Source organism: Delftia sp. WSY_10, from assembly GCF_043104705.1.
GTDB classification, from domain to species: Bacteria; Pseudomonadota; Gammaproteobacteria; order Burkholderiales; family Burkholderiaceae_C; genus Comamonas; species Comamonas tsuruhatensis.
This window is the reverse complement of sequence record NZ_JBICKY010000057.1, coordinates 181,753-205,651: the sequence shown is the minus strand read 5'-3', so window position 1 is coordinate 205,651 and position 23,899 is coordinate 181,753. Positions and strand designations below refer to the sequence as shown.

General features: G+C 67.5%; 22 protein-coding genes. 13 read left to right on the top strand and 9 right to left on the bottom strand.

Going from position 1 to position 23,899, the window contains the following annotated elements; translation table 11 throughout:
* Positions 1-36: 36 nt before the first annotated feature.
* The 3 genes from ACF8ML_RS26780 to ACF8ML_RS26770 are packed head-to-tail and all read left to right on the top strand — an operon-like array spanning position 37 to position 4,899.
* On the top strand, positions 37-1,959 hold the full coding sequence (locus ACF8ML_RS26780; RefSeq protein WP_016449756.1) for a PrkA family serine protein kinase: 1,923 nt from the start codon (positions 37-39) through the stop codon (positions 1,957-1,959).
* A gap of 46 nt (positions 1,960-2,005) precedes the next feature.
* Positions 2,006-3,274: a YeaH/YhbH family protein gene (locus ACF8ML_RS26775; protein WP_016449755.1), complete on the top strand. Its 1,269-nt coding sequence runs from the start codon at positions 2,006-2,008 to the stop codon at positions 3,272-3,274.
* Entirely contained in the window at positions 3,271-4,899 is a 1,629-nt protein-coding gene (locus tag ACF8ML_RS26770; RefSeq protein ID WP_016449754.1) for a SpoVR family protein, read from the top strand. Before ACF8ML_RS26775 ends, ACF8ML_RS26770 begins: the two co-directional genes overlap by 4 nt.
* 25 nt (positions 4,900-4,924) lie before the next feature.
* Here ACF8ML_RS26770 and ACF8ML_RS26765 read toward each other — a convergent pair whose 3' ends face one another.
* Together ACF8ML_RS26765 and ACF8ML_RS26760 are read right to left on the bottom strand one after the other, a co-directional pair.
* Positions 4,925-5,233 (bottom strand): hypothetical protein, encoded by a 309-nt coding sequence (locus ACF8ML_RS26765; protein WP_016449753.1) that lies wholly within the window; start codon positions 5,231-5,233, stop codon positions 4,925-4,927.
* Between the two features lie 69 nt (positions 5,234-5,302).
* Positions 5,303-6,643 carry an ammonium transporter gene (locus ACF8ML_RS26760; protein WP_392408418.1) on the bottom strand — a complete coding sequence of 447 codons (1,341 nt, stop codon included), beginning with the start codon at positions 6,641-6,643 and terminating at the stop codon, positions 5,303-5,305.
* 229 nt (positions 6,644-6,872) lie between these two features.
* Between ACF8ML_RS26760 and blaOXA the strand changes: the two genes are divergently transcribed.
* Complete coding sequence (gene blaOXA / locus ACF8ML_RS26755) at positions 6,873-7,673, top strand: class D beta-lactamase (RefSeq protein WP_392408417.1); 801 nt, start codon at positions 6,873-6,875, stop codon at positions 7,671-7,673.
* 46 nt (positions 7,674-7,719) lie between these two features.
* Here the strand turns inward: blaOXA and ACF8ML_RS26750 are convergent, their stop codons facing one another.
* Positions 7,720-8,460 carry an SOS response-associated peptidase gene (locus ACF8ML_RS26750; protein ID WP_034391396.1) on the bottom strand — a complete coding sequence of 247 codons (741 nt, stop codon included), beginning with the start codon at positions 8,458-8,460 and terminating at the stop codon, positions 7,720-7,722.
* 204 nt (positions 8,461-8,664) lie between these two features.
* Here ACF8ML_RS26750 and ACF8ML_RS26745 point away from each other — a divergent pair, with 204 nt between their 5' ends.
* Entirely contained in the window at positions 8,665-9,000 is a 336-nt protein-coding gene (locus ACF8ML_RS26745; RefSeq protein WP_392408416.1) for a hypothetical protein, read from the top strand.
* 39 nt (positions 9,001-9,039) lie between these two features.
* On the opposite strand, the gene ACF8ML_RS26740 is transcribed toward ACF8ML_RS26745, so the two are convergent.
* Together ACF8ML_RS26740 and ACF8ML_RS26735 are read right to left on the bottom strand one after the other, a co-directional pair.
* Positions 9,040-9,843 (bottom strand): PhzF family phenazine biosynthesis protein, encoded by an 804-nt coding sequence (locus ACF8ML_RS26740; protein ID WP_392408415.1) that lies wholly within the window; start codon positions 9,841-9,843, stop codon positions 9,040-9,042.
* 201 nt (positions 9,844-10,044) lie between these two features.
* Positions 10,045-11,709, bottom strand: coding sequence for a hypothetical protein (locus tag ACF8ML_RS26735; RefSeq protein WP_026062782.1), 1,665 nt, complete (start codon positions 11,707-11,709; stop codon positions 10,045-10,047).
* 176 nt (positions 11,710-11,885) lie between these two features.
* Between ACF8ML_RS26735 and ACF8ML_RS26730 the strand changes: the two genes are divergently transcribed.
* The 8 genes from ACF8ML_RS26730 to ACF8ML_RS26695 all read left to right on the top strand — a co-directional run bounded on the left by ACF8ML_RS26730 (position 11,886) and on the right by ACF8ML_RS26695 (position 18,930).
* The gene (locus ACF8ML_RS26730) at positions 11,886-12,854 is read left to right on the top strand and encodes a LuxR C-terminal-related transcriptional regulator (protein WP_016449747.1); all 969 of its coding nucleotides are present in this window, start codon (positions 11,886-11,888) and stop codon (positions 12,852-12,854) included.
* Positions 12,855-12,936: 82 nt separating this feature from the next.
* Positions 12,937-13,536: a TetR/AcrR family transcriptional regulator gene (locus tag ACF8ML_RS26725; RefSeq protein WP_012204257.1), complete on the top strand. Its 600-nt coding sequence runs from the start codon at positions 12,937-12,939 to the stop codon at positions 13,534-13,536.
* Between the two features lie 78 nt (positions 13,537-13,614).
* Entirely contained in the window at positions 13,615-14,805 is a 1,191-nt protein-coding gene (locus ACF8ML_RS26720; RefSeq protein ID WP_392408413.1) for an FAD/NAD(P)-binding oxidoreductase, read from the top strand.
* Between the two features lie 51 nt (positions 14,806-14,856).
* Complete coding sequence (locus ACF8ML_RS26715) at positions 14,857-15,285, top strand: DUF1641 domain-containing protein (RefSeq protein ID WP_012204259.1); 429 nt, start codon at positions 14,857-14,859, stop codon at positions 15,283-15,285.
* 184 nt (positions 15,286-15,469) lie between these two features.
* Positions 15,470-16,381 (top strand): O-acetylserine/cysteine exporter, encoded by a 912-nt coding sequence (locus ACF8ML_RS26710; RefSeq protein WP_012204260.1) that lies wholly within the window; start codon positions 15,470-15,472, stop codon positions 16,379-16,381.
* Between the two features lie 244 nt (positions 16,382-16,625).
* Positions 16,626-16,952 (top strand): DUF3649 domain-containing protein, encoded by a 327-nt coding sequence (locus ACF8ML_RS26705; RefSeq protein ID WP_012204261.1) that lies wholly within the window; start codon positions 16,626-16,628, stop codon positions 16,950-16,952.
* Entirely contained in the window at positions 16,949-18,601 is a 1,653-nt protein-coding gene (locus ACF8ML_RS26700; RefSeq protein WP_392408411.1) for a PepSY-associated TM helix domain-containing protein, read from the top strand. Before ACF8ML_RS26705 ends, ACF8ML_RS26700 begins: the two co-directional genes overlap by 4 nt.
* Complete coding sequence (locus tag ACF8ML_RS26695) at positions 18,598-18,930, top strand: DUF3325 domain-containing protein (protein WP_026062781.1); 333 nt, start codon at positions 18,598-18,600, stop codon at positions 18,928-18,930. Before ACF8ML_RS26700 ends, ACF8ML_RS26695 begins: the two co-directional genes overlap by 4 nt.
* Position 18,931: 1 nt before the next feature.
* On the opposite strand, the gene hpaI is transcribed toward ACF8ML_RS26695, so the two are convergent.
* Genes hpaI through ACF8ML_RS26675 form a run of 4 tightly spaced genes read right to left on the bottom strand, consistent with a single transcriptional unit; the run spans position 18,932 to position 23,870 of the window.
* On the bottom strand, positions 18,932-19,738 hold the full coding sequence (gene hpaI, locus ACF8ML_RS26690; protein ID WP_392408410.1) for a 4-hydroxy-2-oxoheptanedioate aldolase: 807 nt from the start codon (positions 19,736-19,738) through the stop codon (positions 18,932-18,934).
* A 30-nt stretch (positions 19,739-19,768) separates the two neighbouring features.
* The gene (locus tag ACF8ML_RS26685) at positions 19,769-21,268 is read right to left on the bottom strand and encodes an NAD-dependent succinate-semialdehyde dehydrogenase (RefSeq protein ID WP_392408409.1); all 1,500 of its coding nucleotides are present in this window, start codon (positions 21,266-21,268) and stop codon (positions 19,769-19,771) included.
* Positions 21,269-21,302: 34 nt separating this feature from the next.
* Positions 21,303-22,832 (bottom strand): UxaA family hydrolase, encoded by a 1,530-nt coding sequence (locus ACF8ML_RS26680; protein ID WP_016453813.1) that lies wholly within the window; start codon positions 22,830-22,832, stop codon positions 21,303-21,305.
* A 42-nt stretch (positions 22,833-22,874) separates the two neighbouring features.
* Positions 22,875-23,870 carry a Bug family tripartite tricarboxylate transporter substrate binding protein gene (locus tag ACF8ML_RS26675; RefSeq protein ID WP_392408408.1) on the bottom strand — a complete coding sequence of 332 codons (996 nt, stop codon included), beginning with the start codon at positions 23,868-23,870 and terminating at the stop codon, positions 22,875-22,877.
* Positions 23,871-23,899: the final 29 nt, after the last annotated feature.

Sequence of the window (23,899 nt, the reverse complement as noted above, 5' to 3'; positions counted from 1 at the left end):
CACTGTTCGCCCTCGGGTGCCGCCGGGAGAGGTCGTATGGATGTCATCAGCAACTCGGCTGCACGTTACGTTCGCCTTCGCGAAGAAGAGATGTCGCTGGACGAATTTCTCGCCCTGTGCCAGCGCGATCCCATGGCCTACGAGGGCGCCGCCCAGCGCATGCTGGCGGCCATAGGCGAACCCGAAATGGTGGACACGCGCAATGATCCGCGCCTGTCGCGGCTGTTTGCCAACAAGGTCATCCGGCGCTATCCGGCCTTCGCCGAGTTCTACGGCATGGAAGACTCCATCGAGCAGGTGGTGAGCTTCTTCCGCCATGCGGCCCAGGGCCTGGAAGAGCGCAAGCAGATCCTGTATCTGCTGGGCCCCGTGGGCGGTGGCAAGAGCTCCATCGCCGAGCGCCTCAAATACCTGATGCAGAAGGTGCCGTTCTATGCGCTCAAGGGCTCGCCCGTGAACGAGTCGCCGCTGGGCCTGTTCGATCCGGTGGAGGACGGGCCGCTGCTGGAGGAGCAGTTCGGCATTCCCCGGCGCTGCCTCAACCATGTGCTGTCGCCCTGGGCCGTCAAGCGCCTGGAGGAGCTGGGCGGCGACATCCGCCAGTTCCGCGTGGTCAAGCGCTATCCCAGCATCTCCAGGCAGGTGGGCATTGCCAAGACCGAGCCGGGCGACGAGAACAACCAGGACATCTCCAGCCTGGTGGGCAAGGTGGACATCCGCAAGCTGGAGAACTTTGCCCAGGACGATACCGATGCCTACAGCTACTCGGGCGGCCTGTGCCTGGCCAACCAGGGCCTGCTGGAGTTCGTGGAAATGTTCAAGGCGCCCATCAAGGTGCTGCACCCGCTGTTGACGGCCACGCAGGAGAGCAACTACAAGGGAACGGAGGGCTTTGGCGCCATTCCCTTCGACGGCATGGTGCTGGCCCACAGCAACGAGAGCGAGTGGAAGGCCTTCCGCAACAACCGCAACAACGAGGCCTTCCTGGACCGCGTCTACATCGTCAAGGTGCCGTACTGCCTGCGCGTGTCGGAGGAGGTGCGCATCTACGAGAAGCTGATCCGCGAGTCGTCCCTGGCCAGCGCCGTGTGCGCGCCCGGCACGCTCAAGATGATGGCCCAGTTCGCCGTGCTCACGCGGCTGAAGGAGCCCGAGAACTCCAGCATCTTCAGCAAGATGCAGGTCTATGACGGCGAGAGCCTCAAGGACACGGACCCGCGCGCCAAGAGCTTCCAGGAGTACCGCGACTATGCGGGCGTGGACGAGGGCATGTCGGGCATCTCCACGCGCTTCGCGTTCAAGATCCTGTCCAAGGTCTTCAACTACGACAGTACCGAGGTGGCGGCCAACCCGGTGCACCTGATGTATGTGCTGGAGCAGCAGATCGAGCGCGAGCAGTTCCCTGCCGAGCTGGAGACCAAGTACACCAGCTACATCAAGGAATACCTGTCGCCGCACTATGCCGAGTTCATCGGCAAGGAAATCCAGACGGCCTATCTGGAGAGCTACAGCGAGTACGGCCAGAACATCTTCGACCGCTACGTCACCTACGCCGACTACTGGATACAGGACAGCGAGTACCGCGACAACGATACCGGCGAGGCCTTCGACCGCAACGCGCTCAACGCCGAGATGGAGAAGGTCGAGAAGCCCGCGGGCATCGCCAATGCCAAGGACTTCCGCAACGAGATCGTCAACTTCGTGCTGCGCGCGCGGGCCAACAACCAGGGCAAGAACCCCAGCTGGACCAGCTACGAGAAGCTGCGCGTGGTGATCGAGAAGAAGATGTTCTCCAATACCGAGGAGCTGCTGCCCGTGATCAGCTTCAACGCCAAGGCCAGTGCCGAGGATGCCCGCAAGCACGAGGACTTTGTCACCCGCATGGAGGCCAAGGGCTATACGTCCAAGCAGGTGCGCCTGCTGTGCGAGTGGTATCTGCGCGTTCGCAAGAGCAACTGACGGGTAGGTGCGCCGCCCTTCGGCGCGCCCGGGCTGGGGGGAACAGATGGCATTGCAAATCATCGATCGCAGGCTGGCCGGCAAGAACAAGTCGGTGGGCAACCGCGAGCGCTTCGTGCGCCGCTACAAGGCGCAGATCGCCGAGGCGGTGCGCCGCGCGGTGGACAAGCGCGGCATTCGCCACATGGAGGAGTCCGAGAGCGTCTCCATCCCGCGCAAGGACATCCGCGAGCCCGTGTTCCACCATGGGCAGGGCGGCGTCCATGACACGGTGCACCCGGGCAACACCGAGCATGTGCGCGGCGACCGCATTGCCCGGCCGCAGGGCGGCGCAGGCGGCGGCGGCTCCCAGGCCAGCGACAGCGGCGAGGGCGAGGACGACTTCACCTTCACCCTGACCAAGGAAGAGTTCATGGAACTGTTCTTTGAAGACCTGGCCCTGCCGCGGCTGCTGCGCACCCACATCGGCAACACCATGCAGTACAAGACGCGCCGCGCCGGCTACAGCCACGACGGCACGCCGCACAACCTGGCGCTGCTGCGCACCATGCGCGGCGCCCTGGGCCGGCGCATTGCGCTGACCAAGGCGCCGCACCGTGAACTCAAGGCACTGGAAGAGCAGCTGCAAGCGCTGCTGGCGCAGGACGATGGCACCAGCGAGGCGGCGGCCGAGCTGCAGCAGCGCATCGATGCGCTGAAGCTGCGCATGGGCACGGTGGCCTTTCTCGACCCCATCGACCTGCGGTTTCGCAACCGCACGCGCGTGCCTGCGCCCATCAGCCAGGCCGTGATGTTCTGCGTGATGGATGTGTCCGGCTCCATGGACCAGGACCGCAAGGACCTGGCCAAGCGCTTCTTCATCCTGCTGTACCTGTTCCTGACGCGGCACTACGAGAAGATCGACATCGTCTTCATCCGCCACCACACGCAGGCGGCCGAGGTCAGCGAGGACGAGTTCTTCCACTCCCAGGAAAGCGGCGGCACGGTGGTCAGCAGTGCGCTGGTGCTGCTGGACCAGATCATCCGCGCGCGCTACCCGTCCGGGGACTGGAACATCTACGTGGCCCAGGCCAGCGATGGCGACAACTTCGGCGACGACGGCTCCAACTGCCGCAACCTGCTGGTCGACAAGATCCTGCCGCTGGTGCGCTACTTCGCCTATGTGCAGGTGGTGCAGGAAGAGCAGAGCCTGTGGCAGGAGTACAGCCAGGTGCTGCCGCTGTTCTCGCATTTCGCCATGCGCAAGGTGTCGGACGCCAGCGAGATCTACCCCGTGTTCCGCGACCTGTTCAAGAAAGAGGGGGTATCGGTATGAACCTCTCTCACTATCCCGTGCTGGCGCCCCGCCATGCCACGCCGCAGTGGAAATCCCATCTGGCCAGCGAACGGGCCCAGCGCATCGTGCCCTCCGCGCCGCTGCCGGCGGGGGAGCGGCCGGCCGAGCCTCTGCCCGATCCCAGCGACTGGACCTTCGAGCTCATCGAACGCTATCACGCAGCGATTGCGGCCGCCGCCGAACGCTACGGCCTGGACACCTATCCCAACCAGCTGGAAGTGATCTCGGCCGAGCAGATGATGGACGCCTACGCCAGCGTGGGCATGCCCGTGGGCTACCGCCACTGGAGCTACGGCAAGGAATACATGGCGACCGAGCGGCGCTACCGGCGCGGCCACATGGGCCTGGCCTACGAGATCGTCATCAACTCCAATCCCTGCATCAGCTATCTGATGGAGGAGAACACCACGGCCATGCAGGCCCTGGTGATCGCCCATGCGGCGTACGGCCACAACAGCTTCTTCAAGAACAACTACCTGTTCGGCATGTGGACGGATGCCGGCAGCATCATCGACTACCTGGTCTATGCGCGCGACTTCATCACCCAGTGCGAGGAGCGCCACGGCCTGACGACGGTGGAGCAATGGCTGGACTCCTGCCATGCCCTGTCCAATCTGGGCGTGGACCGCTACCGCCGCCCCTCCAAGAAAAGCCTGGCGCGCGAGCGGGCCGAGCGCGAGCAGCGCGAGGCCTATGCCCAGCAGCAGGTCAACGAGCTGTGGCGCACCCTGCCGGCCCGCCCGGGCAAGGACAGCGCGGCGCAGCACAGCGAGCGCTTTCCCAAGGAGCCCGAGGAAAACCTGCTGTACTTCATCGAGAAGAACGCCCCGCTGCTGGAGCCCTGGCAGCGCGAGATCGTGCGCATCGTGCGCAAGATCGCCCAGTACTTCTACCCGCAGCGCCAGACCCAGGTGATGAACGAGGGCTGGGCCACGTTCTGGCACTACACCCTGCTCAACACCCTGTACGACGAAGGCTGGCTGACCGACGGCGTGATGATCGAATGGCTGTCCTCCCACACCAATGTCATCTACCAGCCCCCGGCCGGTCACCGCGCCTACAGCGGCATCAATCCCTATGCGCTGGGCTTTGCCATGTACCGCGACATCCGCCGCATCTGCCAGGACCCCACCGAGGAAGACCGCCGCTGGTTCCCCGACCTGGCCGGCACGCCCTGGCTGCCGGCGCTGCACCATGCCATGCAGAACTTCAAGGACGAGAGCTTTGTCGGCCAGTACCTGAGCCCACAGCTGATGCGCGACATGCGGCTGTTCGCCATCCATGACGACGCCAGCGAACGCGAACTGCTGGTCAGCGCCATCCATGACGACGACGGCTACCGCACCCTGCGCCAGACGCTGTCGCAGCAATACGACCTGGGCGCGCGCGAGCCCAATATCCAGGTCTGGAACGTCAATCTGCGCGGCGACCGCTGCCTCACCCTGCGCCACACCCGCTACCAGGGCCGGCCGCTGTCCGACGATGCGCTGGAAGTGCTCAAGCACGCAGCGCGCCTGTGGGGCTTTGGCGTGCAGCTGGAAAGCGTCAACGGCGATGGCGACGCGCCCGTGCTGCTGCACTCGGTGCCCGCTCCACCGGCCTGATCCTCCTGCCTGAGCCAGCCAGGCCCTAGCGCAGCGTTCCCACGTACTTGCGGTTTTCCGCACGCTGGCGCATCAGCTCGCCTGCGCGCTGCATGAGCGGCGAGCGCTCGGCGGGGCCGGCCAGCGCGGCATTCCAGGCCGCTTCGAAGCGATGGGTCCATTCCACCAGCTCGGGCGTGCTGCGGGCCCCTTCCTGCTCCCGGGCGAAGCGGATGATTTCGGCGGCGTACTCGGCATTGGCCGCCAGCCATTCGGTATCGGTCACGCGGCCGCAGCTTCTGCGCAGCAGCACATGCAGGTGCGCGGCGATGGCCAGGAGTTCGCTTTCGGGCATGTAGTGGCACTCCTTCGGTTTGACGATCATCGGGCGATCGGGTGCCGGGCCGCTTCGCGGCCCGGCCGTTCATCCACTCAGGCGTTCGCGGTGCAGCGCCAGGTCCAGGCCCTGCAGTTCGCTTTCCTCATCCACGCGCAGGCCGATCAGCATGTCCAGCAGCCACAGCAGCACCGCCGTGGCCACCAGCGTGAACAAGGCCACGGCCAGCACGCTCACCGCCTGGGTGAGCACGCTGGCCTGCACGCCGCCGATCTGCGGGCTGGCAAACACGCCGGTCAGCAGCGATCCCACGATGCCGCCCACGCCATGCACGCCAAACACATCCAGCGAATCGTCCGCGCCCAGCAGCCGCTTGAGCCCCGTTGCGCCCCAATAGCAGGCGACACCGGCGATCAGGCCGATGCACAGCGCCGACAGCGGCGTCACGAAACCGGCTGCCGGCGTGATCGCCACCAGGCCGCCGACCAGCCCCGAGCACAGGCCCAGCAGCGTGGCCTTGCCGCGCACCACATACTCGGCCAGCGACCAAGCCAGGGCGCCCGCGCTGGCGGCAATGTGGGTGACGGCCAGCGCCAGCGCCGCGCGGCTGTCCCCGGCCAGCGATGAGCCGGCGTTGAAGCCGAACCAGCCCATCCACAGCAGGGCCGCGCCCATCATGGTCAGGGCCAGGTTGTAGGGCTCGAAGGGCTCGTGCCCGTAGCCGCGGCGCGGCCGCAGGAACCAGGCGCAGACCAGCCCGGCCACGCCCGCGTTCACATGCACCACGGTGCCCCCGGCAAAGTCCAGCGCGCCCATGCGCGCCAGCCAGCCGCCCGGCTCCCACACCCAGTGCGCCACCGGTGCATAGACCAGCAGGCTCCACGGGCCCACGAAGATCAGCATGGCACCGAAGCGCATGCGCTCCACCCAGGCGCCCACCAGCAAGGCGGCGGTGATCACGGCAAAGGCCAGCTGGAACATCGCATAGGCTGCTTCGGGCACGTGCGGCGCCAGGTGGCTCACGGCCACCAGGCCCTTGGCGGCGTTGAAATCCAGCCCCGCGAACCAGGCGCGCGAATCACCGCCTATCCATGCATTGCCGGGCGTGAAGGCCAGTGAATAGCCCAGTGCGAACCACAGAATGCTCACCAGGCAGGCAATCGCCACCACGCTGGCCATGGTGTTGAGCACGTTCTTTCGGCGCACCATGCCTGCATAGAACAGCGCAATGCCGGGCAGCGTCATCAGCAGCACCAGCACCGTGGCCGTCATCAGCCAGACCGTGTCCACGGCGCTGAGGGATTCCACTGCCACCAGCGACGGCCGCGTGATCGCCTGCTCGGCCGCCTGCGCCGTCTGCGCCGCACCCAGGACGGCGACCCATCCTCCCGCCACCAATGTTCTCAATGCCCGTGCGCACCTGTGCATGCAATGACTCCCTTGTTTGTTGTGGTCATGGGGCCGTCTGCCGTTGCCGCCATGGCTGCATTGGCCGGCCTGCAGCGGCCTTGCACAAGTCGTGCCAGCGCAGACGGGGCCCTTGGGGGCCGTGCGATGCAGCCGGAACACCAAAACGGGAAAACCGCGAGTCAAAACAGGGCAGCCGGGCGGGCGGTGCACCATCGGCGTGCGGTGGTGCAGCTCTTAAACTGCCGGCATGAATCGAAGAAATCTGATGTGCGCCGCGCTGCTCGCCTGTCTGTCACAGGCGGCGCTGGCGGCTGCCGAACTGCAGGACAGGCCCGAGTGGGCCCGCTTTTTTGCCGATGCCAAGGTCGATGGCAGCATCGTCGTGGTCGATGCCAGAGGCCCGGCCGAAGCCGTCTACGTCCACAACCGTGAACGCGCGGCGCGGCGCTACTCGCCCGCTTCCACCTTCAAGATCCCGCACAGCCTGTTCGCGCTGGACGCCGGCCTGGTGCGGGATGAATTCCAGCGCATTGCCTGGGATGGCGTGAAGCGCCAGTTGCCGGCCTGGAATGCCGCTCAGGACCTGCGCTCGGCCATGCGCAACTCCACCGTCTGGGTGTACGAAGGCTTTGCCAGGGAGCTTGGCAGTGCGCGTGAGGCTGCCTACATGCGCAAGATCGACTACGGCAATGCGCTGGCCACGGGCGAGCAGCCGTTCTGGGTGGAAGGCGATCTGGCCATCTCGGCGCTGGAACAGGTTGCCTTCCTGCAGCGGCTGTACCGCAATCGGCTGCCATTGCCGGTGGAGCACCAGCGGCTGGTGAAGGACGTGATGGTCAACGAGGCCGGCGCCGACTGGATACTGCGCGCCAAAACCGGCTGGACGGGCCGTATCGGCTGGTGGGTGGGCTGGGTGGAATGGCCTGCCGGCCCCGTGTTCTTCGCCATGAACATGGACACGCCCCACCGGCTGGCCGACCTGCCCAAGCGCCAGGCCATCACGCGCGACATCCTGCGCTCCATCAACGCGTTGCCCAAGGCGCCGTAGCGCGCGGGACAAGGCCCATGCGTCAGCCCATCAGCCCATCAGCCCATCAGCCCATCAGGCCTGGAGGCCGCTTGTCGGCCTTGCGCTCCACGGGGTTGGCGGTGAGCCAGTTGGAGGGGTACTGGCGCATGAACTCGCGCGCCTTTTCCACGCGCGCGTTGAGCCAGGCGTCGTAGGCGCCTTCGTTGAGAATCGCCGGCATGCGCTTTTCCGCGCCGGGCTGCTGGTAGCGGTGCAGCAGCGCATGGCTGTTGGCGTTGACCGTGAGCAGGGCGTAGCTCAGCAGCACCTCGCCGTCCGGGCCCGTCCACTGCGCCCACACGCCGGCCACGCCCATGGGCTTGCCGTCGATGCGCGAGATGCGCGTGGGCAGGGCCTTGCCATTGCGGTAGTCATCCTCGAAAAAGGCGGCCATGGGCACGATGCAGCGCTGGCCATTGAGCCAGGCATCGCGGAAGGCCTGGGCCGTGGACACCGTTTCGGAGCGCGCATTCACCAGCTTGAGCGCGCGCAGCCGGCCGTCCGAAGCTGACTTCACCCAGTGCGGCACCAGGCCCCATTGGGCGGCAACCAGCTCGCGTGCGGCAGTGGTGGGTGCTGCAGGCGGTGTGTCGGGAGCTGCAGGTTCTGCCTGTTCAGCGGCTGCCTCTGCAGCCACGGCGACGCTGCGGATGAAAAAGCCGGACTTGCGCGGCGTCATGTTGCGCTCGCTGGCCGCGGGCGCTTCCACGTCGAAGGCGTCGCGGTAGGCGTCGGCTTGCGACAGGGATTCGTAGTGGGTACTCATGCGCGGATGGTACCTGCGTGTCTCGGGGGTATCGGCAAGGCGAGAGACTATTCCCTGCGCATTGCGAGCCCGGCGCCGCGGCCGGGTCGATACACTGCCGCGGATTCCATGGCCTCTGGAAAGGAAGCGTGAATGCGGATATGGGTACTGGGCCTTGCAGGCCTGTTGAGCGGCTGCGCAATCTCTGCAGGCATGTGCGATGCCTTGGGCCCAGGCACAACCGCGTCGCTGGTCCTGCCCCAAGGCGCCTCGGTCGAGCAGGCCTTTGCCTGCCTTGACGAAGCCGTGGCCGGCGAAGAGGGCGCCTACCACCTTGGTAACGGCCATGCCATCCGCGACAGCCGGGCGGGCGTGCTGGAGACGGCCGACTACGGCGTGCCCAATGTGGCAGGCTTTCGGCTGAGGGCCGAAGTTTCCTGGAGCGAGCCTGCCACTCTGGATCTGTCACTGCGCGGGGCTGGCGCCTATTGCGCCGACCTGGGCGTGGACAGGGAAATGGCCCGCCTGATCGATGGCGCCGGCCGCTGCCTGCGGCGCTGATGCGCCCTCCGCGTCGACTCCATCGGGACGGGCCCGCAGTCAGACGGTGATCGTTCCGGTCAGGTAACGCGCGCAGTGGCCTGCCACCTCGACGCTGGCATCGGTCACTTCGCAAAACAGCGTGCCCGTGCGGTGAGATGCCTGGTGGCCGATCAGACGGTTCTTGCCCAGCCTGCCCGCCCAGTAAGGCGCAAGCGCCGCATGGATGGAGCCCGTGACGGGATCTTCCTCGCCGCCATTGGCGGGCCAGAAGTAGCGGCTGACGAAGTCATACGAGGCGCCCGCATCCGCAGGCGCCGTCACCACCACATCCAGCGGCCCCAGCGATTTCAGGCGCTCCAGATCCGGCTTGACGGCCAGCACATCGGCCTCGGCGGCGTAGACCGCCACGTAGGCCTGCTGGTTCACAAGATAGGCCGTGGGCGCGGGCGTCAGGCCTTCGCGCAGCGCGGCCGGCACCTCATCCAGCGGCTTGGCATCGCGGCGCGGGAAGGTCATGACGATGCGTCCGCCATCCTCCTGCGTGGCGGTGACCTTGCCCACGGCAGCGGCCCAGAACGTGATGCTGCGCAGCGCGGGGTCGGCCTCGAACAGCACGAAGGCGCTTGCCAGCGTGGCATGGCCGCAGAACGCGATCTCCGTGAGCGGGGAGAACCAGCGGATCTCGAAGGCGTCGCGATCGGCACTCCAGACCAGGAACGAGGTTTCCGAGAGATTGTTCTCTGCGGCAATGGCCTGCAGCGTGGAATCGGCAAGCCATGCATCCAGGGGAACGACGGCGGCCTGATTGCCCTTGAATCGTTCCGATGTGAATGCGTCGATGACGTGGATGGGGAGTTGCATTTGCAAAAAGCCTTTGGGTCGGATTCGTGTGCAGCCCGTCATTGTTGTCTCTGTCTCCAATGGCTGCGCGCGGATTCTACGGTCCCGCAGGACAGAGCTGAGGCACGCATGCCCGGCATGCCGTCCCGCGCGGCTGCGGGGCGCCGCGTGGGATGCCTCGCCCCATCCCTTGCTTGAAATGCCCGCTCCCGGCTGCAAGGCTCACTCAATGCCCAGAACCGTTTTCATGGCAGCCCAGGCCACGCCGTTCAGCCGGGTGGAATAGCTGAGCGCCTGGTCTTCGCTGGCAATGGCGGCAGGCAGGCGATAGCCGAATACGCTGCCGTCGAATTCCGTATAGCCCCGCGTCACGCCTTGCATGAAGGTCTTGCCAGGGAAGTCGGCAAAGCTCAGCAGGCGCACGCCCTGGGAGGTGGAGAGGGTGTACGCGCTTTGCGAATGCACGGTGCAGGCGCCCAGATCGCTGTAGGCCGGAGGGGTGGACTCACAGCTGTAGAACTGGGCGTTGGCCGCATCGATGAAGGCCACGCGCAACACATGGTTGGCATCGACCGGCCCCGCCGCCCCGACTGTCGAGGCGCGCACGGTGGCTGGAGTCGACAGGTTCACCGCGCTGGCCGGGCGGCCGGCAATCATGGCTTCCAGCGTGGCGAAGCCGAAGCGGTCCGTGGCCGTGTTGTTGATGAAGGCCGGCGACCGGTTCAACTGCACCGACAGTGCAGTGCGCATCTGTGCGCCCTGCGGGAAGACGGCCGAGCCCAGCGTGGCAGGGTCCATTTCGATGGAGCGGTCATGGCGGATGCCCTCGGCCTGCAGCGTTGTGTCTCCGGCACGCAATTGCGTGATGACTTCGGCCATGGGCTTGCCGCTGACGTCCTGCGAAGCGGTGGTAAAGCCCAGGTAGGCGGTGGACTGGTTGCACAGCAGCGTGCGCGAGGGAACCCCCTGTGTCGTCAGGCGCGCAACGGAATTGTCGCAGCGCGTCCATCCGGTGCTGGTGAGCGTGACGGACGGGAACAGCGCTTCCTGCGTACTGGGTGCACCGTTGGTTTTTCCGCTGCGTGTCTCGAACTGGTGGGCAAAGCCGTCTGCCTGGACGACGCCGTCGGACCTGCGTTCACGCACGGAGTAGTTCTGCGCGTTGCCATAGTTCAGGAACGCCAGTTGGTTCGATGCCACGGCCGCTGCGCCAGGTGCCGTCACCTGGATAGGCACGCCCAACTCAAGCGCGTAGGCGGTGACCTTGGCGGCTGTGCGCGCGGTATCCGCAAGCACGGCGGCACTGGAGGCCGCGTCGCTCTGGTAGTCGTAGATCCTGGCGGCGTCGATGCCGAGCTGGCGGGCCACTGCAGCCTCGGCCACTTCCCTGGCCGTGCCGGCCGCGATGGCCTTTTGCACCAGGCTGGTCAGTGGATTGATCTGCGCGGATTTGCCAGCCGGTGCAGACAGCACGAACGCCTTGGCTGTGGCGGTGCTGGTGGGGTCCGCAGCGTCCACGGATTCGGGTGTGATGCGAGCCAGCACGGGAGCCTGGTTGAAGGCAGCGGTGGCTGCCGCATCGCCGGGTTGATAGGTCAGGCTGAACGTGCCGTCGCTGCCGGTGGCCGCTGCGCTGGGCTCGCCCGTGTCGCAGGCTGCATTGGCGTTCAGATCCACGCAGACTGCAGCGTTGCGCACGGCCTGGTCGATGGCGACGGTGCCTGACAGCGTGATGGCCGGCTGTGTCACGGTGCCGCCGCCGGTGCCCCCGCCGCTGTCGGTGCCGCCGCTGCCTCCTCCACAGGCATAGAGGCTTGCAACAAGGCCGCACAGCAGCAAAGGGCGCACGGCGGGAAAGGAAGTGGATGCACTGGGGTGGATTTGCATGGTGTCGGTGCAGGAATGTGGGTGGCAAGCCAACTCTATGTGTGACACGCAACAAACAAAATGATGCAATTGCACTATCCTGAAGCGCTGCCGGGGTGGGGCAAGAGGGCACGGCTCGCGCAACACCCGCCCGTGCAGTCGATCTCAACGTATCGAAGAGAGGCAGGCAAGCCGCCATGGACGCTGCATACAACCACCTGCTGCTGAACCTCTACCGGCTATCGCACGAGCAGCCTGTCGAACATTTCCAGGACCAGGCGCTGGACCTGCTCAAACCCGTGCTGCCCTTCGACTCGGCCATGTGGGGCTCGGCCACCATGACGGCGGCCGGCATCGATATCCACACCATCCACCTTCACCGGCAGCCGCCCGAAATGCTGCAGGCCTATGAAGAGGTCAAGCACCTGGACACGGCGGCGCAGGCCGTCACCATGCATCCCAGCGAGACGCTGGCCTTCGAAGCGAGGACCTGGTTCAGTGGCCGGCATCAGGGGGCGCTGCGCGACTACGGCAGGCGCTTCGAGCAGTCGCACTTCTTCATCGGCGGGATGCTGAACCCGAGCACTCTTTACACGCGCTGGCTCACGCTGTTTCGCGCCCGCACGGATGCGCATTGCACCGAGGGCGAGCGCCAACTGCTGGCCGCGCTGCTGCCCCATGTGCAGCAGGCGCTGGAACTCAACCGCCTCACGCATCTGGGGCAGCTTCGGCAGGGCCTGGCCCGTGATCGGTTGGGCTCGGCACTGGCAGACCCGCGCGGCATCATCCACCACATGGACGTCGTCTTCGAGCACGCCTTGCGCGCCGAATGGCCGGGCTGGCAAGGTCCTCGCCTGCCTGCGGCCGTGCAGACTGCGGCACAGGGCGGCGCCCATCGTCTGGTGGCCCACACCCTGGTCATCACGCTGTTCACGCAGCACGGTCTGCTGTGGTTGCGAGCGCGCCCCCGGTGCGCAGCCGACGGGCTGTCCCCCCGCGAAGCCACGGTTGCCCGGCTTGTGGTCCGGGGCCTGACCCACAAGCAGATTGCAGTCCAACTCCAGCGTGCTCCTGCCACGGTGCGCAATCAGATCCGCTCCATCTACGAAAAGCTGGGCATTGCCAACGTGGCATCGCTTGCCGAGGCACTCCGGCTGATGGATTGAGGCCAAGGTCCAGGAAAACCCTGGTGTAGTTTGCAAGTGCTTGTGAAAAATAGAATGAAGATTCGTTCTACGATCATTTCCCATGCAAGACGAGGCCTGGACCTTCTTTCCGCATGCGGGTTCGCGCCATGTGCAGACGCTGCGCGTGGCGCTCAGGCTGTTCGTGGAGCGGGGCTTCTTCAATACCTCGATACAGGACCTGTGCGCCGAGGCCGGCGTGTCCATCGGTTTCTTCTACAACCACTTTGCCGACAAGGAAGGCATTGCGCGCGAGCTGTACCGGCATTTGCTGGCGCGCATGAATGTGCTGCTCGACGATATCGAGGAGCGGCACGCGGGCAGCGCCCAGCGCTGCCGCGAGGTGCTGCGCATGCTGTTCGGGCTGGCCGAGGCCGAGCCCGAGGCCATGGGCTTCGTGGTCAATGCGCGCCACCGCGAGTTTCTGCCCGACGAGCAGGCCATCTGCTCGGCCTCGGCCTTCGTGCGCATGCGCGGCTTCGTGTTCGCCGGCATGACCGATGGCGAGATCCGCCAGATGGAGCCCATGGTGGCGGCCAGCCTGATGTACGGCAGCGCGATCCGCATGATCTGCCTGCGGCTGGACGGCATCATCGACACGCCCATAGAGCCCCTGTTCGACGCGCTCTGGGACGGGGTGTGGCGATCGCTCAAGCCTGACTGAGCGGCGCATTTTCCGGCGCGGGCGCCGTGCGGCGCCAGCGGTTGTTCCACTGAGGCGACAGCACAAGGAGTAGCAGGGATGGCGCATCACATCTTGATCATCGGAGGGGGCATTGGCGGCACCATGACCGCCAACCACCTGGTCAGCAAGCTGTATCCGGAGGTGGTCACGGGCAAGGTGCGCATCACCATGCTGTCGAACTCGCCCTGGCACTACTACAAGCCGGCCTTCATGTACGTGGCCTTCAATGCCTTCTTTCGCGACGAGCTGCGGCGCAGGCAGCGCGGCCTGCTGCGGCCCGAGATCGACTTCCAGGTGGAAGAGGTGGAGCGCTTCGACTTCGCGCTGCACGCCGTGCACTGCAGGAGCGGCAAGCGCTTCGGCTACGACCATCTGGTGATCTCCACGGGCTGCGTGCCCTCGCCCGAGCGCATCGAAGGCCTGGCCGAGGCCGGCGACCACTTCTACCAGCACGCGCCCGCGCGGCAGCTGGCCGACAAGCTGGCGCGCATAGAAAAGGGCCGCATCTTCGTCACCGTCACCTTTCCCAAGACGCCCAATGTGCCGCACCAGTGCGGCATCGCGCCCATAGAGACCACGCTGATGCTGGACGACCTGCTGCGCCGGCGCGGCGTGCGCGACAAGGTGGAGATCGTCTACACCTATCCCACGGTCTCGCAGCTGCTGCGCAACTGCCTGTTCCTGCAGAAGGACACCTGCGAGATCCTGCCCACGGTGTTCGAGCAGCGCGGCATTCGCCACCAGCGCGGATTCACGCTGGCGCGCGTGGACCCCGAGGCCAAGGTGGCCCACTCGGAAGAGGGCCAGGCCGAGGACTTCGACATCCTCATGGCCACGCCGCCGATACGCGCCGTGCAGGCCGTGCGCGACTGCGGCCTGTCGCAGGCGCAGGACGGCGAGGGCTGGCTGCCCACCGACCACGAGACCATGCAGGTGCTGGGCCAGAGCCATGTCTATGTGCTGGGCGATACGGTGGACCTGCCGGTGAGCAAGGCCGGCGGCGCCTGCCACAACCAGTCGCCTGTGGTGGTGAACAACATCGCCTCGCAGATCCGCTTCGGCCGCACCAGCGATGCCTACGACGGGCGCGTGGTGGCCATCGCCCAGATGGGCCTGGACGGCGGCATGCCGCTTTGGTACGACTACCAGGTCGACGTCAAGCCCACGCCGCCGACCAAGGTCGGCTCGATGATGCGCAAGGGCTTCAACCGCGGCATGTACTGGGCCGTGGCCCGCGCCCTGGTCTGAGGCCAGGGCCTTTGCATTGTCATTCCAAGCACGAAGACAAGGAGCACCGAGATGAACATCGCTTCCGACATTCCCGTGGCGCAGCCCGCCGCCGGCGGCCTGCTGCAGGACGACGCCGCGCTGCAGGGGCTGGCCGAACTGATGGGCAAGCTGGAGCCGCTGCTGGCGGGCCGGCGCCTGAACCGCGTGGTCGATCTGCTGTCGGCCACGGCGGACCTGGTGGACATGGCAGACGACTACATGGTCGAGAAGGTCGCCAAGGCCTTCGAGGATGGCGTGGGCGGGGCCTGGGCCGCGGGCAATGCCGCACGCATGGCGGCGGCCCAGGTGCAGGCCATGGAGGAAACGCCCACCCTGATCGGCCTGATGCGCATGGCACGCGAGCCCGATGTGCGGCGCGGCCTGGCCTTCATGCTGGCCATGGCCGGCGCGCTGGGGCGCCAGCATGCCCACGACCCCATCGACTACGCGGCGGACTGAAACGCAGGGCCGAGCCACGGCCGCCCGGCAGCGCACGGGCTGCGGTGGTACAAACGCCGGGGGCGGATGTGATCCGCCCCTTTTCTTTTTGCCCATTGCCCGCCATGCCTTCTTCCTGTTCCTTGCCGGTGCTGCCGGCCGCTGTCCCTGACCATTGCAGGCCCCGCTGCACCGAGGGCAGGGCATGACGGCGCAGCACCTGAGCCGTGGCGACTGGGCGCGTGCGCTGCTGGTCATCCTGATCTGGGGCACCAACTTCGTGGCCATGAAGTTCGGTCTGCTGACGCTGTCGCCCATGCTGCTGAGCGCGCTGCGCTTCGTGGTGGCGTCGCTGCCCTTTTTGCTGTTCGTGCGCCCGCCCAAGTCGGTGGGCTGGCGCTATCTGGCCGCCTATGGGCTGGTGCAGGGCGTGGGCCAGTTCGGCATGCTGTTCCTGGGCCTGAAGCTGGGCATGCCGGCCGGCATGGCCTCGGTGGTGCTGCAGACGCAGGCCTTCGTCACGCTGCTGCTGGCCGCCTTCCTGCTGGGCGAGCCCGCGCGCCTGTGGCATTGGCTGGGCCTGGTGGTGTCGCTGGGCGGGCTGGTTGCCATTGGCAGCGCCCATGGCGAGGGCGACAACGCCATGACGCTGGCCGGCTTTTTGCTGACCGTGGGCGCAGCCTGCATGTGGGCCGTGTCCAACATGATCACGCGCTATGCGGCGCGCAGCGGCCCCTACGAGCCTTTCCCCTTCATCGTCTGGAGCAGCATCTTCCCCATCGCGCCGCTGATGGCCCTGGCCGTCTGGACCGATGGCGCGGATACGGTCGTGCAGCAACTGGCGGGGATCGACCTGACCGCCGTGGCCTCCATCCTGTACCTGGCGCTGCTGGCCACGCTGCTGGGCTATGGCCTGTGGACGCGCCTGCTGCAGCGCTATGCGGCCGGCACGGTGGCGCCGCTGTCTCTGATGGTGCCGGTGGTGGGCCTGGTCTCGGCCATGCTGCTGCTGGGCGAGCGGCCCACCCTGATGCAGTGGATGGGCACGCTGGCCGTGCTGGCGGGCATGGTGATCAACCAGTTCGGCGGGCGCTGGCTGGCGGGGCGGGCGCGATAGGGGAACAGGCGCCTGGGAGATGGCTGGGGCCGGTGGCAGGAGGCCGGCTTTGCATTTCTTTAAATGACTCGGGTAATAAAAATCATTATCATTCCCGCTCTTTGAAGGGCGGCGTGCTTCAGGCGCGCGGCCAACGCCCGGCGCCGCACAGACCTTGAACTGTTGTGGCGCCTTTGTCCGTCCGGGCCTGCGCTGCGGCCGCGGCGTCCATGACGGGCAACGATCCGCAAGAAAGGTCATCCCCATGCAAGCCTCGACCCCGGGAGGGTCCTCTCCATCCTTGCTGCGCTACCGCGTGGCCGTGGCCTCGCGCGCCTTGGCGGCGATCGGCGGCGGCTATCTGCTGTCGGCCGCCTGCGCCGCCACGGGCGCGCGCGCCATGGTCTGGCTGGGCGTGGAACGGGCCGATGCGGCGCTGGGCTCGACCCTGCTGGCGTTCATCATCTACGCCGTGGCGGCCATGTGGGCCTTTGGCTGCGCCAGCGCCTGGCGCGCCTGGGCCGTGATCGGCCTGCCGGGCGCGGGCCTGGGACTTCTGGCCTGGATGCTGTCGAACGGAGCCGCCGCATGAGGGCAGACGGCAAACCCGAGGGACTGCGCCAGTCCATGTCCTGGCTGCACACCTGGAGCGGCCTGCTGCTGGGCTGGCTGCTCTACGCGGTGTTCTTCACGGGCACCCTGAGCTATTTCCGCGACGAGATCAACGACTGGATGCGGCCGGAGCTGCACGGCTCGGTGCAGGACGCCGACACCGCGCAGCGCGCACTGGAGGCCATGCAGCGCATCGCGCCGGAGGCCACGACCTGGACGCTGAGCCTGCCCGGCCCGCGCCAGGCGGCGGTGGCCGCATCCTGGCGAGAGCCCGGCGCCGCCACGGGCCGCGCAGGCACCAAGCGCGCCGAGATCGACGCCGCCACGGGCGAGAAGCTGGAGCCGCGCGAGACACGCGCCGGCAACTTCTTCTACCGCTTCCACTTCGAGCTGCACGCCATGCCGCGCATCTGGGGCCGCTGGATCGTGGGCTTCGCCACCATGCTGATGTTCGTGGCCATCATCACGGGCGTGATCACGCACAAGAAGATCTTCACGGACTTCTTCACCTTCCGCCCGCGCAAGGGCCAGCGCTCCTGGCTGGATGCGCACAACGCCACGGCCGTGCTGGCATTGCCGTTTCACATCGTCATCACCTTCAGCGGCCTGGTGCTGCTGATGTTCATGCTCATGCCCTGGGGCATACAGGCGGCCTACAACGGCGACACCAATGCCTACTTCGCCGATGTGCGGGGTGCGCGCGGTCAGGCGGCCAACCAGGGCCCGGGCGCGCGCGGTGGCAAACAAGAGCGCCAGGCCGCCGCGCTGGCCGATATCGCGCCCATGATGGCCGAGGGCGCACGCCGCTGGCCCGAGCACGGCGTGGGCAGCATTACCGTCAACGCGCCCGGCACCTCGCGCGCGGTGGTCGAGCTGCGCGAAGGCGGCGGCATGAGCCTCATCAACCGCGGCCAGTCCGAGACCCTGCGCTTCGACGGCGTGACCGGCCAGTTGCAGGCCAGCCCCGAGGCGCCCGCCATCTCATGGGTGCGCGCCACCGGCAACGTGATCACCGGCGTGCACCTGGGCCGCTTTGCCGAGCCGGCCATGCGCTGGCTGCTGCTGCTCAGCGGCGTGGTCGGCACCTTCATGGCCGCGTCGGGCATGGTGCTGTGGGTGGTCAAGCGCATGCCCGAGCGCCGCAAGCTGGGCCGCACGCCCTTCGGCCACCGGCTGGTGGAGGTGCTCAACGTGGGCTCCATCGCGGGCCTGTCGGTGGCCGTGGCCGGCTTCTTCTGGCTCAACCGCCTGCTGCCCGTGCCCATGCAGGCGCGCAGTGATTGGGAGATCAACGGCTTCTTCCTGATCTGGCTGCTGTGCCTGCTGCATCCGCTGCGGGTCTCGCACCGCAATGCCTGGCTGCAGCAGATGGCGCTGGCCGCCGTGCTGTATGCGCTGCTGCCCCTGCTCAACCTGCTGACGGGCGGCGCATCGCTGGTGCAAACCATGGCCAACGGGCAGTGGAGCATCGCCAGCTTCGAGTTGCTGATGCTGGGCCTGGCCGCCGTCCACGGCGTGGTGGCCTGGTGGCTGCTGCGCGGCAAGCCGGCAGCGGCTGCAGCGCCTGCAGCCCCCCGCACGCAAGCCCGCGCCGCCAGCCATGCCTCCACGCTGGAGCGCCCGTCATGATGATTCTTGCCACCCTTTGCCTGGCCTTTGCAGGCTTTGCCGTCATTGCCGCTTCCATGGACCGGCACCAGGACCAACTGGGCACCGAAGGCCTGGCACCCGCGCGCCTGAAGGCCTGGCGGCTGGCCGGCTACGCGCTGTTGGCCCTATCGCTGGCGCCCTGCCTGCTGCGCTGGAATGCCTCGGTGGCCGTGGCCGCCTGGCTGGGCCTGCTCACCTTTGCGGCCCTGGCCTTGGGCCTGCTGCTGACCTATGCGCCGCAGTTCGCGCGGCGTGTGGCGGCCGCTGCAGCGGCGGTGGGGCTGCTGGCCTGGCTGGTGGCTGGCTGATTCAATAGGCGGTAGCTGCCTGCTGTGCAGGCGTGGCCACCGGCGAATCATCGAACTGCCCCCGCAGCCTGCGCGCCGCATTCGCAAACAGCAGCACATCCACGCCCACGGCCACGAAGCTGCAGCCCAGGTCCAGGTAGCGGCGGGCCAGGGTGGGGTCCGAGGTCAGGGTGCCGGCCGCCTTGCCGCTGGCGATGATGGTCTTCATGGCGCCCTCGATGGCGGCCTGCACTTCGGGGTGGCCCGGGTTGCCGCGGTGGCCCATGGAGGCGGCCAGGTCGGCGGGGCCGATGAAGACGCCGTGCACGCCGTCCACCGCGCAGATGGCTTCAAGGTTGTGCAGCGCGGCCACGGTCTCGGCCTGCACCAGCAGGCATACCTCGTCGTCGGCCACCTGCAGGTAGTCGGCGCGTGCGCTCCACTGCGATGCGCGGCCCACGGCGCTGCCCACGCCGCGCACGCCCAGCGGCGGGTAGCGCGTGGCGGCCACCACGGCGCGCGCCTGTTCGGCCGTGTCCACCATGGGCACGAGCAAGGTGGTGGCGCCTATGTCCAGCATTTGCTTGATCAGGGCCGTGCTGCCTTCGACCACGCGCACCACGGCCTGGGCCGGGTGCGGGGCCACGGCCTGCAGCGCGGCCAGGGTGCTGCGCACGTCGTTGGGGGCGTGCTCGCCGTCGATCAGCAGCCAGTCATAGCCGCAGGTGGCGGCCGCCTCGGCCAGGTAGGGGTCGGCCATGGACAGCCACAGGCCGATGCGGGGCTGGCCTGCGGCCAGGGCGGTCTTGAAGGGGTTATGGGCTGGCATGGTGTCCGGTGATTTCGTTGAGGGAAAGATTCAGTCCAGCAGGCCCTGGCAGACGTACTTGGTGTGCAGGTAGTCGTCCAGGCCGTGGGTGGAGCCCTCGCGGCCGTAGCCCGATTCCTTGACGCCGCCGAAGGGCGCTGCCTCGGCGGCCAGCGCGCCTTCGTTGATGCCGACGATGCCGGTCTCCAACGCATCGGCCATGCGCCAGATGCGGCGTGCGTCGTTGCTGTAGAAGTAGGCGGCCAGGCCGAAGGGTGTGTCGTTGGCGGCAGCGATGACCTCGTCCTCGCTGTCGAAGACGGTGAGCGGCGCCACGGGGCCGAAGGTTTCCTCGCAGGCGCAGGCCATGGAGGCATCGGCGCCCGTGAGCACGGTGGGCGCGTAGTAGTTGGCGCCCAGGGCGTCCAGGCGCCTGCCACCCGTGAGCACACTGGCGCCGCGCGCCACGGCGTCCTGCACATGGCGCTCGATCTTTTCCACGGCGCGCGCATTGATCATGGGGCCGATCTGCGAGGCCGGGTCGCTGGCCGGGCCCACGTGCAGCGCGGCCACGCGCGCGGCCAGCTTCTGTGCGAACACGTCGTGCACGCTGCGGTGCACGAAGACGCGGTTGGGGCACACGCAGGTCTGGCCGCCATTGCGGAACTTGGCGGCCATGAAGCCGTCGACGGCGGCATCGATGTCGGCGTCCTCGAAGACGATGAAGGGCGCATTGCCGCCCAGCTCCAGCGAGAGCTTCTTGAGCGTGTCGGCGCTGCGCCGCGCCAGGTGCTTGCCCACGGGCGTGGAGCCCGTGAAGGTGATCTTGCGCACGCGCGCGTCGTCCAGCCAGACATCCACCACCTCGGGCGTCTTCTCGCGCGAGGCCGTGACGATGTTGAGCACGCCGGCCGGCACGCCCGCCTCCTGGGCCAGCAGCACCAGGGCCAGCGAGGTCAGCGGCGTGTCTTCCGCGGGCTTGCAGACCACGGTGCAGCCGGCGGCCAGCGCGGGCGCGATCTTGCGGGCGATCATGGCGGCCGGAAAGTTCCAGGGCGTGATGGCGGCCACCACGCCCACGGGCTCGCGCAGCGCAAACATGCGCCGGCCCGGCACGGGCGCGGGAATGATCTCGCCGTTCATGCGCGTGGCCTCTTCGGCAAACCATTCGATGTAGCTGGCCGCATAGGCGACCTCGCCCTTGCCCTCGGCCAGGGGCTTGCCCTGCTCGCGGCTGATGAGGCGGCCCAGGTCATCCTGGTGGGCCAGCACCAGGCCGTTCCAGCGCTTGATGATGGCGGCGCGCTGTTTGGCGGGCGTCCTGCGCCAGGCGGGGAAGGCGGCATGCGCGGCGTCCAGCGCAGCGCGGGCCTCGGCGGCGCCGGAGTCGGGCACCTCGGTGATCGGTGCGCCCGTGGCGGGGTCGGTCACGGCCAGGCGCGGGGCGGGAGCGGCGGGCGTGGCAGTCGCAGTGGTAGTCGCGGTCGCCCATTGGCCGGCGATGAAGTTGGCGCTGCGCAGCAGCTCGGGGCGGGTCAGGGTCAGTGGCATGGAATCGGTGGATGCAGGTGTTGTAAGGGGCGGCTCAGCTCACGATGCCCAGGTGCCAGGGCACGAACTCATGGTCGCCCAGGCCCAGGGCCTCGCTCTTGGTGGGCTCGCCGCTGGCGTGGCGCAGGATCTGCGCGAAGATGCGCTGCCCCATCTCGGGCACGCCGCATTCGCCGTCCACGATCAGGCCGCAGTTGATGTCCATGTCCTCTTCCAGACGGCGGTACATGGGCGTGTTGCTGGCCAGCTTGATGGTGGGCGCGGGCTTGCTGCCGAACATGGAGCCGCGCCCCGTGGTGAAGCAGATCAGGTGCGCGCCGCTGGCAATCTGGCCCGTGGAGGCTACGGGGTCGTAGCCCGGCGAGTCCATGAACACAAAGCCCGGCTCGGTGATGGGCTCGGCATATTCGTAGACGGCGCGCAGCGGCGTGGTGCCGCCCTTCATGGCCGAGCCTAGCGATTTCTCGAAGATGTTGGCCAGGCCGCCGGCCTGGTTGCCGTGGCCGACCACGCCGTTGAACTGCGCGTTCTGGCCGGCCGCGTAGCGCTCCCACCAGGCCAGGCGGTCCAGCAGCTTCTGCCCCACGGCAGGCGTGATGGCGCGGCGCGTGAGCATGAATTCCACGCCATGGATCTCGGGCGTTTCCGACAGGATGGCCGTGCCGCCGTGGCGCACCAGGATGTCCATTGCCGCGCCCAGTGCCGGGTTGGCCGTGATGCCCGAAAAGCCGTCCGAGCCGCCGCACTCCAGCCCGATCTTCAGGTGGCTGGCACTGACCGTGCTGCGCCGCGCGGCATCGGCTTCGGGCAGCATCTCTTCGATGGCGCGGATGCCTGCCTCTATGGTCACGCGCGTGCCGCCCACTTCCTGCATCACCAGGGTGCGCATGAGCCGGCCTTCGCACAGGCCCTGCGACTCCACGAGGGCATCGACCTGGTTGCGCTCGCAGCCCAGGCCCACGATGAGCACGCCGGCCAGGTTCGGGTGGCGCGCATAGCCGGCCAGCGTGCGGCGCAGCACATCGAAATGCTCGCTGGGCGAAGACATGCCGCAGCCGCTGGTCTGTGCGAAGGCCACCACGCCGTCCACGTTGGGAAATGCCGCCATGCGCTCGGCCGTGAAGTGCGCGGCAATGCGCTTGATCACCGTGGCCGAGCAGTTCACCGACGACAGGATGCCGATGAAGTTGCGCGTGCCCACGCCGCCGCCGGCGCGCACAAAGCCCTGGAAGCTGGCGCGCTGCGCCTCCGGCACATAGTCCACGGGCCGCACATCGGCGCCGAAGGCCGGGTCGCGGTAGTAGTCCACGATGCGCAGGTTGTGGCTGTGCACATAGTCGCCGGCCTCCAGCTCACGCGTGGCCACGCCGATCACGGTGTCGTACTTCTTCACCTGCTCGCCCTCTGCGATGCGGCGCGCGGCGATCTTGTGGCCTGCAGGCACCTGGGCGCGGGCGCGCACGCCCAGTTCGGGAATCTCCTGGCCCAGCGACAGAGCGGTCCTGGCGACCAGCACGTTGTCGTTGGGATGCAGGTGCAGCAGGGGGCTATCGGTGCGGGACATGCGGGACATGCGTGGCTTTCATCGGTGTGGGTTCGCGGGCGGTCAGCCCTTCATCAATTCGCGCAGCTTGAGCTTGTCGATCAAAACGGTCTCTTTTTGATAGACCGTGTTGACGTATTTCTCGTAGTCCGGGCCATCCAGGTACAGCAGCGGCGCGTCCAGCTTCTCGGCCACGGACTTGAACTCGGGGCTGGCCACGGCGGCGCGGAAGGCCTCGCGCAGCCTGGCCGCCACGGCCGGGTCCAGGCCACGCGGCGCGCCGATGCCGTTGGGCGCATCGACCACCACGTCGTAGCCGCATTCGCGCAGGGTGGGCACGTCCTTGAAGCGCGCCGTGCGCTGCTCGCCCCAGGTGGCCAGCAGGCGCAGCTTGCCGGCCTCCACATGGGGAGCCCAGGAGCTGGAGTCGGCCAGCGCATCCACATGGCCGCCCAGCACGCCCTGCAGTGCCTCGGCGCCGCCCTTGTAGGGCACATGGTTGAGCTGTATGCCGGCCACGCCCGCAAATTCCTCCATGCCCACATGCGTGGCACCGCCCACGCCTGCATGGGCATAGGTCACCTGGCCGGGCTTCGCCTTGGCGGCGGCCACGAAGTCCTTGAGCGTATTGAACGGCGAATGGGCGGGCACGGCAATGCCGAAGGTCTGGCCCGAGGTGCGCGCGATGTAGGTGTAGTCCTTGCGCGGATCGGCCTGCAGGCTGCCCAGTTGCGAAAAGCGCGTGACCGAGATGGGAATCTGGCCGATGGTGTAGCCGTCCGCCCTGGCCGAGGCCAGCGCCTTGGCGCCGATCATTCCCGAGGCGCCCGCGCGGTTCTCCACCGCGATCGGCTGGCCCAGCAGCTTGCCGGCCACGGTGCACAGTGCGCGCATGGACTGGTCGGCCGTGCCGCCCGCCGGCCAGGGGCAGATGAAGGTGATGGGGCGTTCGGGCCAGTTCTGGGCGAAAAGAGGTCCGGTGGTGGCCAGTGCGCTGGCGCCGAGCGTGGCGAGCACGAATTCGCGCCGGCTTGCATGGCGTGTGCGTGGGGTGTTCATCGCTTGTCTCCTGTATTGGCTTTTTGCAG

Bases quoted from the DNA above. Each gene is read 5' to 3' on its own strand.
- ACF8ML_RS26765 (WP_016449753.1), bottom strand. From the start codon at position 5,233: ATGCCCGAAAGCGAACTCCTGGCCATCGCCGCGCACCTGCATGTGCTG.
- ACF8ML_RS26720 (WP_392408413.1), top strand. From the start codon at position 13,615: ATGGCGCATCACATCTTGATCATCGGAGGGGGCATTGGCGGCACCATG.
- ACF8ML_RS26760 (WP_392408418.1), bottom strand. From the start codon at position 6,643: ATGCACAGGTGCGCACGGGCATTGAGAACATTGGTGGCGGGAGGATGG.
- blaOXA (WP_392408417.1), top strand. From the start codon at position 6,873: ATGAATCGAAGAAATCTGATGTGCGCCGCGCTGCTCGCCTGTCTGTCA.
- ACF8ML_RS26700 (WP_392408411.1), top strand. From the start codon at position 16,949: ATGAGGGCAGACGGCAAACCCGAGGGACTGCGCCAGTCCATGTCCTGG.
- ACF8ML_RS26775 (WP_016449755.1), top strand. From the start codon at position 2,006: ATGGCATTGCAAATCATCGATCGCAGGCTGGCCGGCAAGAACAAGTCG.
- ACF8ML_RS26675 (WP_392408408.1), bottom strand. From the start codon at position 23,870: ATGAACACCCCACGCACACGCCATGCAAGCCGGCGCGAATTCGTGCTC.
- ACF8ML_RS26705 (WP_012204261.1), top strand. From the start codon at position 16,626: ATGCAAGCCTCGACCCCGGGAGGGTCCTCTCCATCCTTGCTGCGCTAC.
- ACF8ML_RS26710 (WP_012204260.1), top strand. From the start codon at position 15,470: ATGACGGCGCAGCACCTGAGCCGTGGCGACTGGGCGCGTGCGCTGCTG.
- ACF8ML_RS26725 (WP_012204257.1), top strand. From the start codon at position 12,937: ATGCAAGACGAGGCCTGGACCTTCTTTCCGCATGCGGGTTCGCGCCAT.
- ACF8ML_RS26780 (WP_016449756.1), top strand. From the start codon at position 37: ATGGATGTCATCAGCAACTCGGCTGCACGTTACGTTCGCCTTCGCGAA.
- ACF8ML_RS26730 (WP_016449747.1), top strand. From the start codon at position 11,886: ATGGACGCTGCATACAACCACCTGCTGCTGAACCTCTACCGGCTATCG.
- ACF8ML_RS26735 (WP_026062782.1), bottom strand. From the start codon at position 11,709: ATGCAAATCCACCCCAGTGCATCCACTTCCTTTCCCGCCGTGCGCCCT.
- ACF8ML_RS26770 (WP_016449754.1), top strand. From the start codon at position 3,271: ATGAACCTCTCTCACTATCCCGTGCTGGCGCCCCGCCATGCCACGCCG.
- ACF8ML_RS26680 (WP_016453813.1), bottom strand. From the start codon at position 22,832: ATGTCCCGCACCGATAGCCCCCTGCTGCACCTGCATCCCAACGACAAC.
- ACF8ML_RS26750 (WP_034391396.1), bottom strand. From the start codon at position 8,460: ATGAGTACCCACTACGAATCCCTGTCGCAAGCCGACGCCTACCGCGAC.
- hpaI (WP_392408410.1), bottom strand. From the start codon at position 19,738: ATGCCAGCCCATAACCCCTTCAAGACCGCCCTGGCCGCAGGCCAGCCC.
- ACF8ML_RS26685 (WP_392408409.1), bottom strand. From the start codon at position 21,268: ATGCCACTGACCCTGACCCGCCCCGAGCTGCTGCGCAGCGCCAACTTC.
- ACF8ML_RS26695 (WP_026062781.1), top strand. From the start codon at position 18,598: ATGATGATTCTTGCCACCCTTTGCCTGGCCTTTGCAGGCTTTGCCGTC.
- ACF8ML_RS26740 (WP_392408415.1), bottom strand. From the start codon at position 9,843: ATGCAACTCCCCATCCACGTCATCGACGCATTCACATCGGAACGATTC.
- ACF8ML_RS26715 (WP_012204259.1), top strand. From the start codon at position 14,857: ATGAACATCGCTTCCGACATTCCCGTGGCGCAGCCCGCCGCCGGCGGC.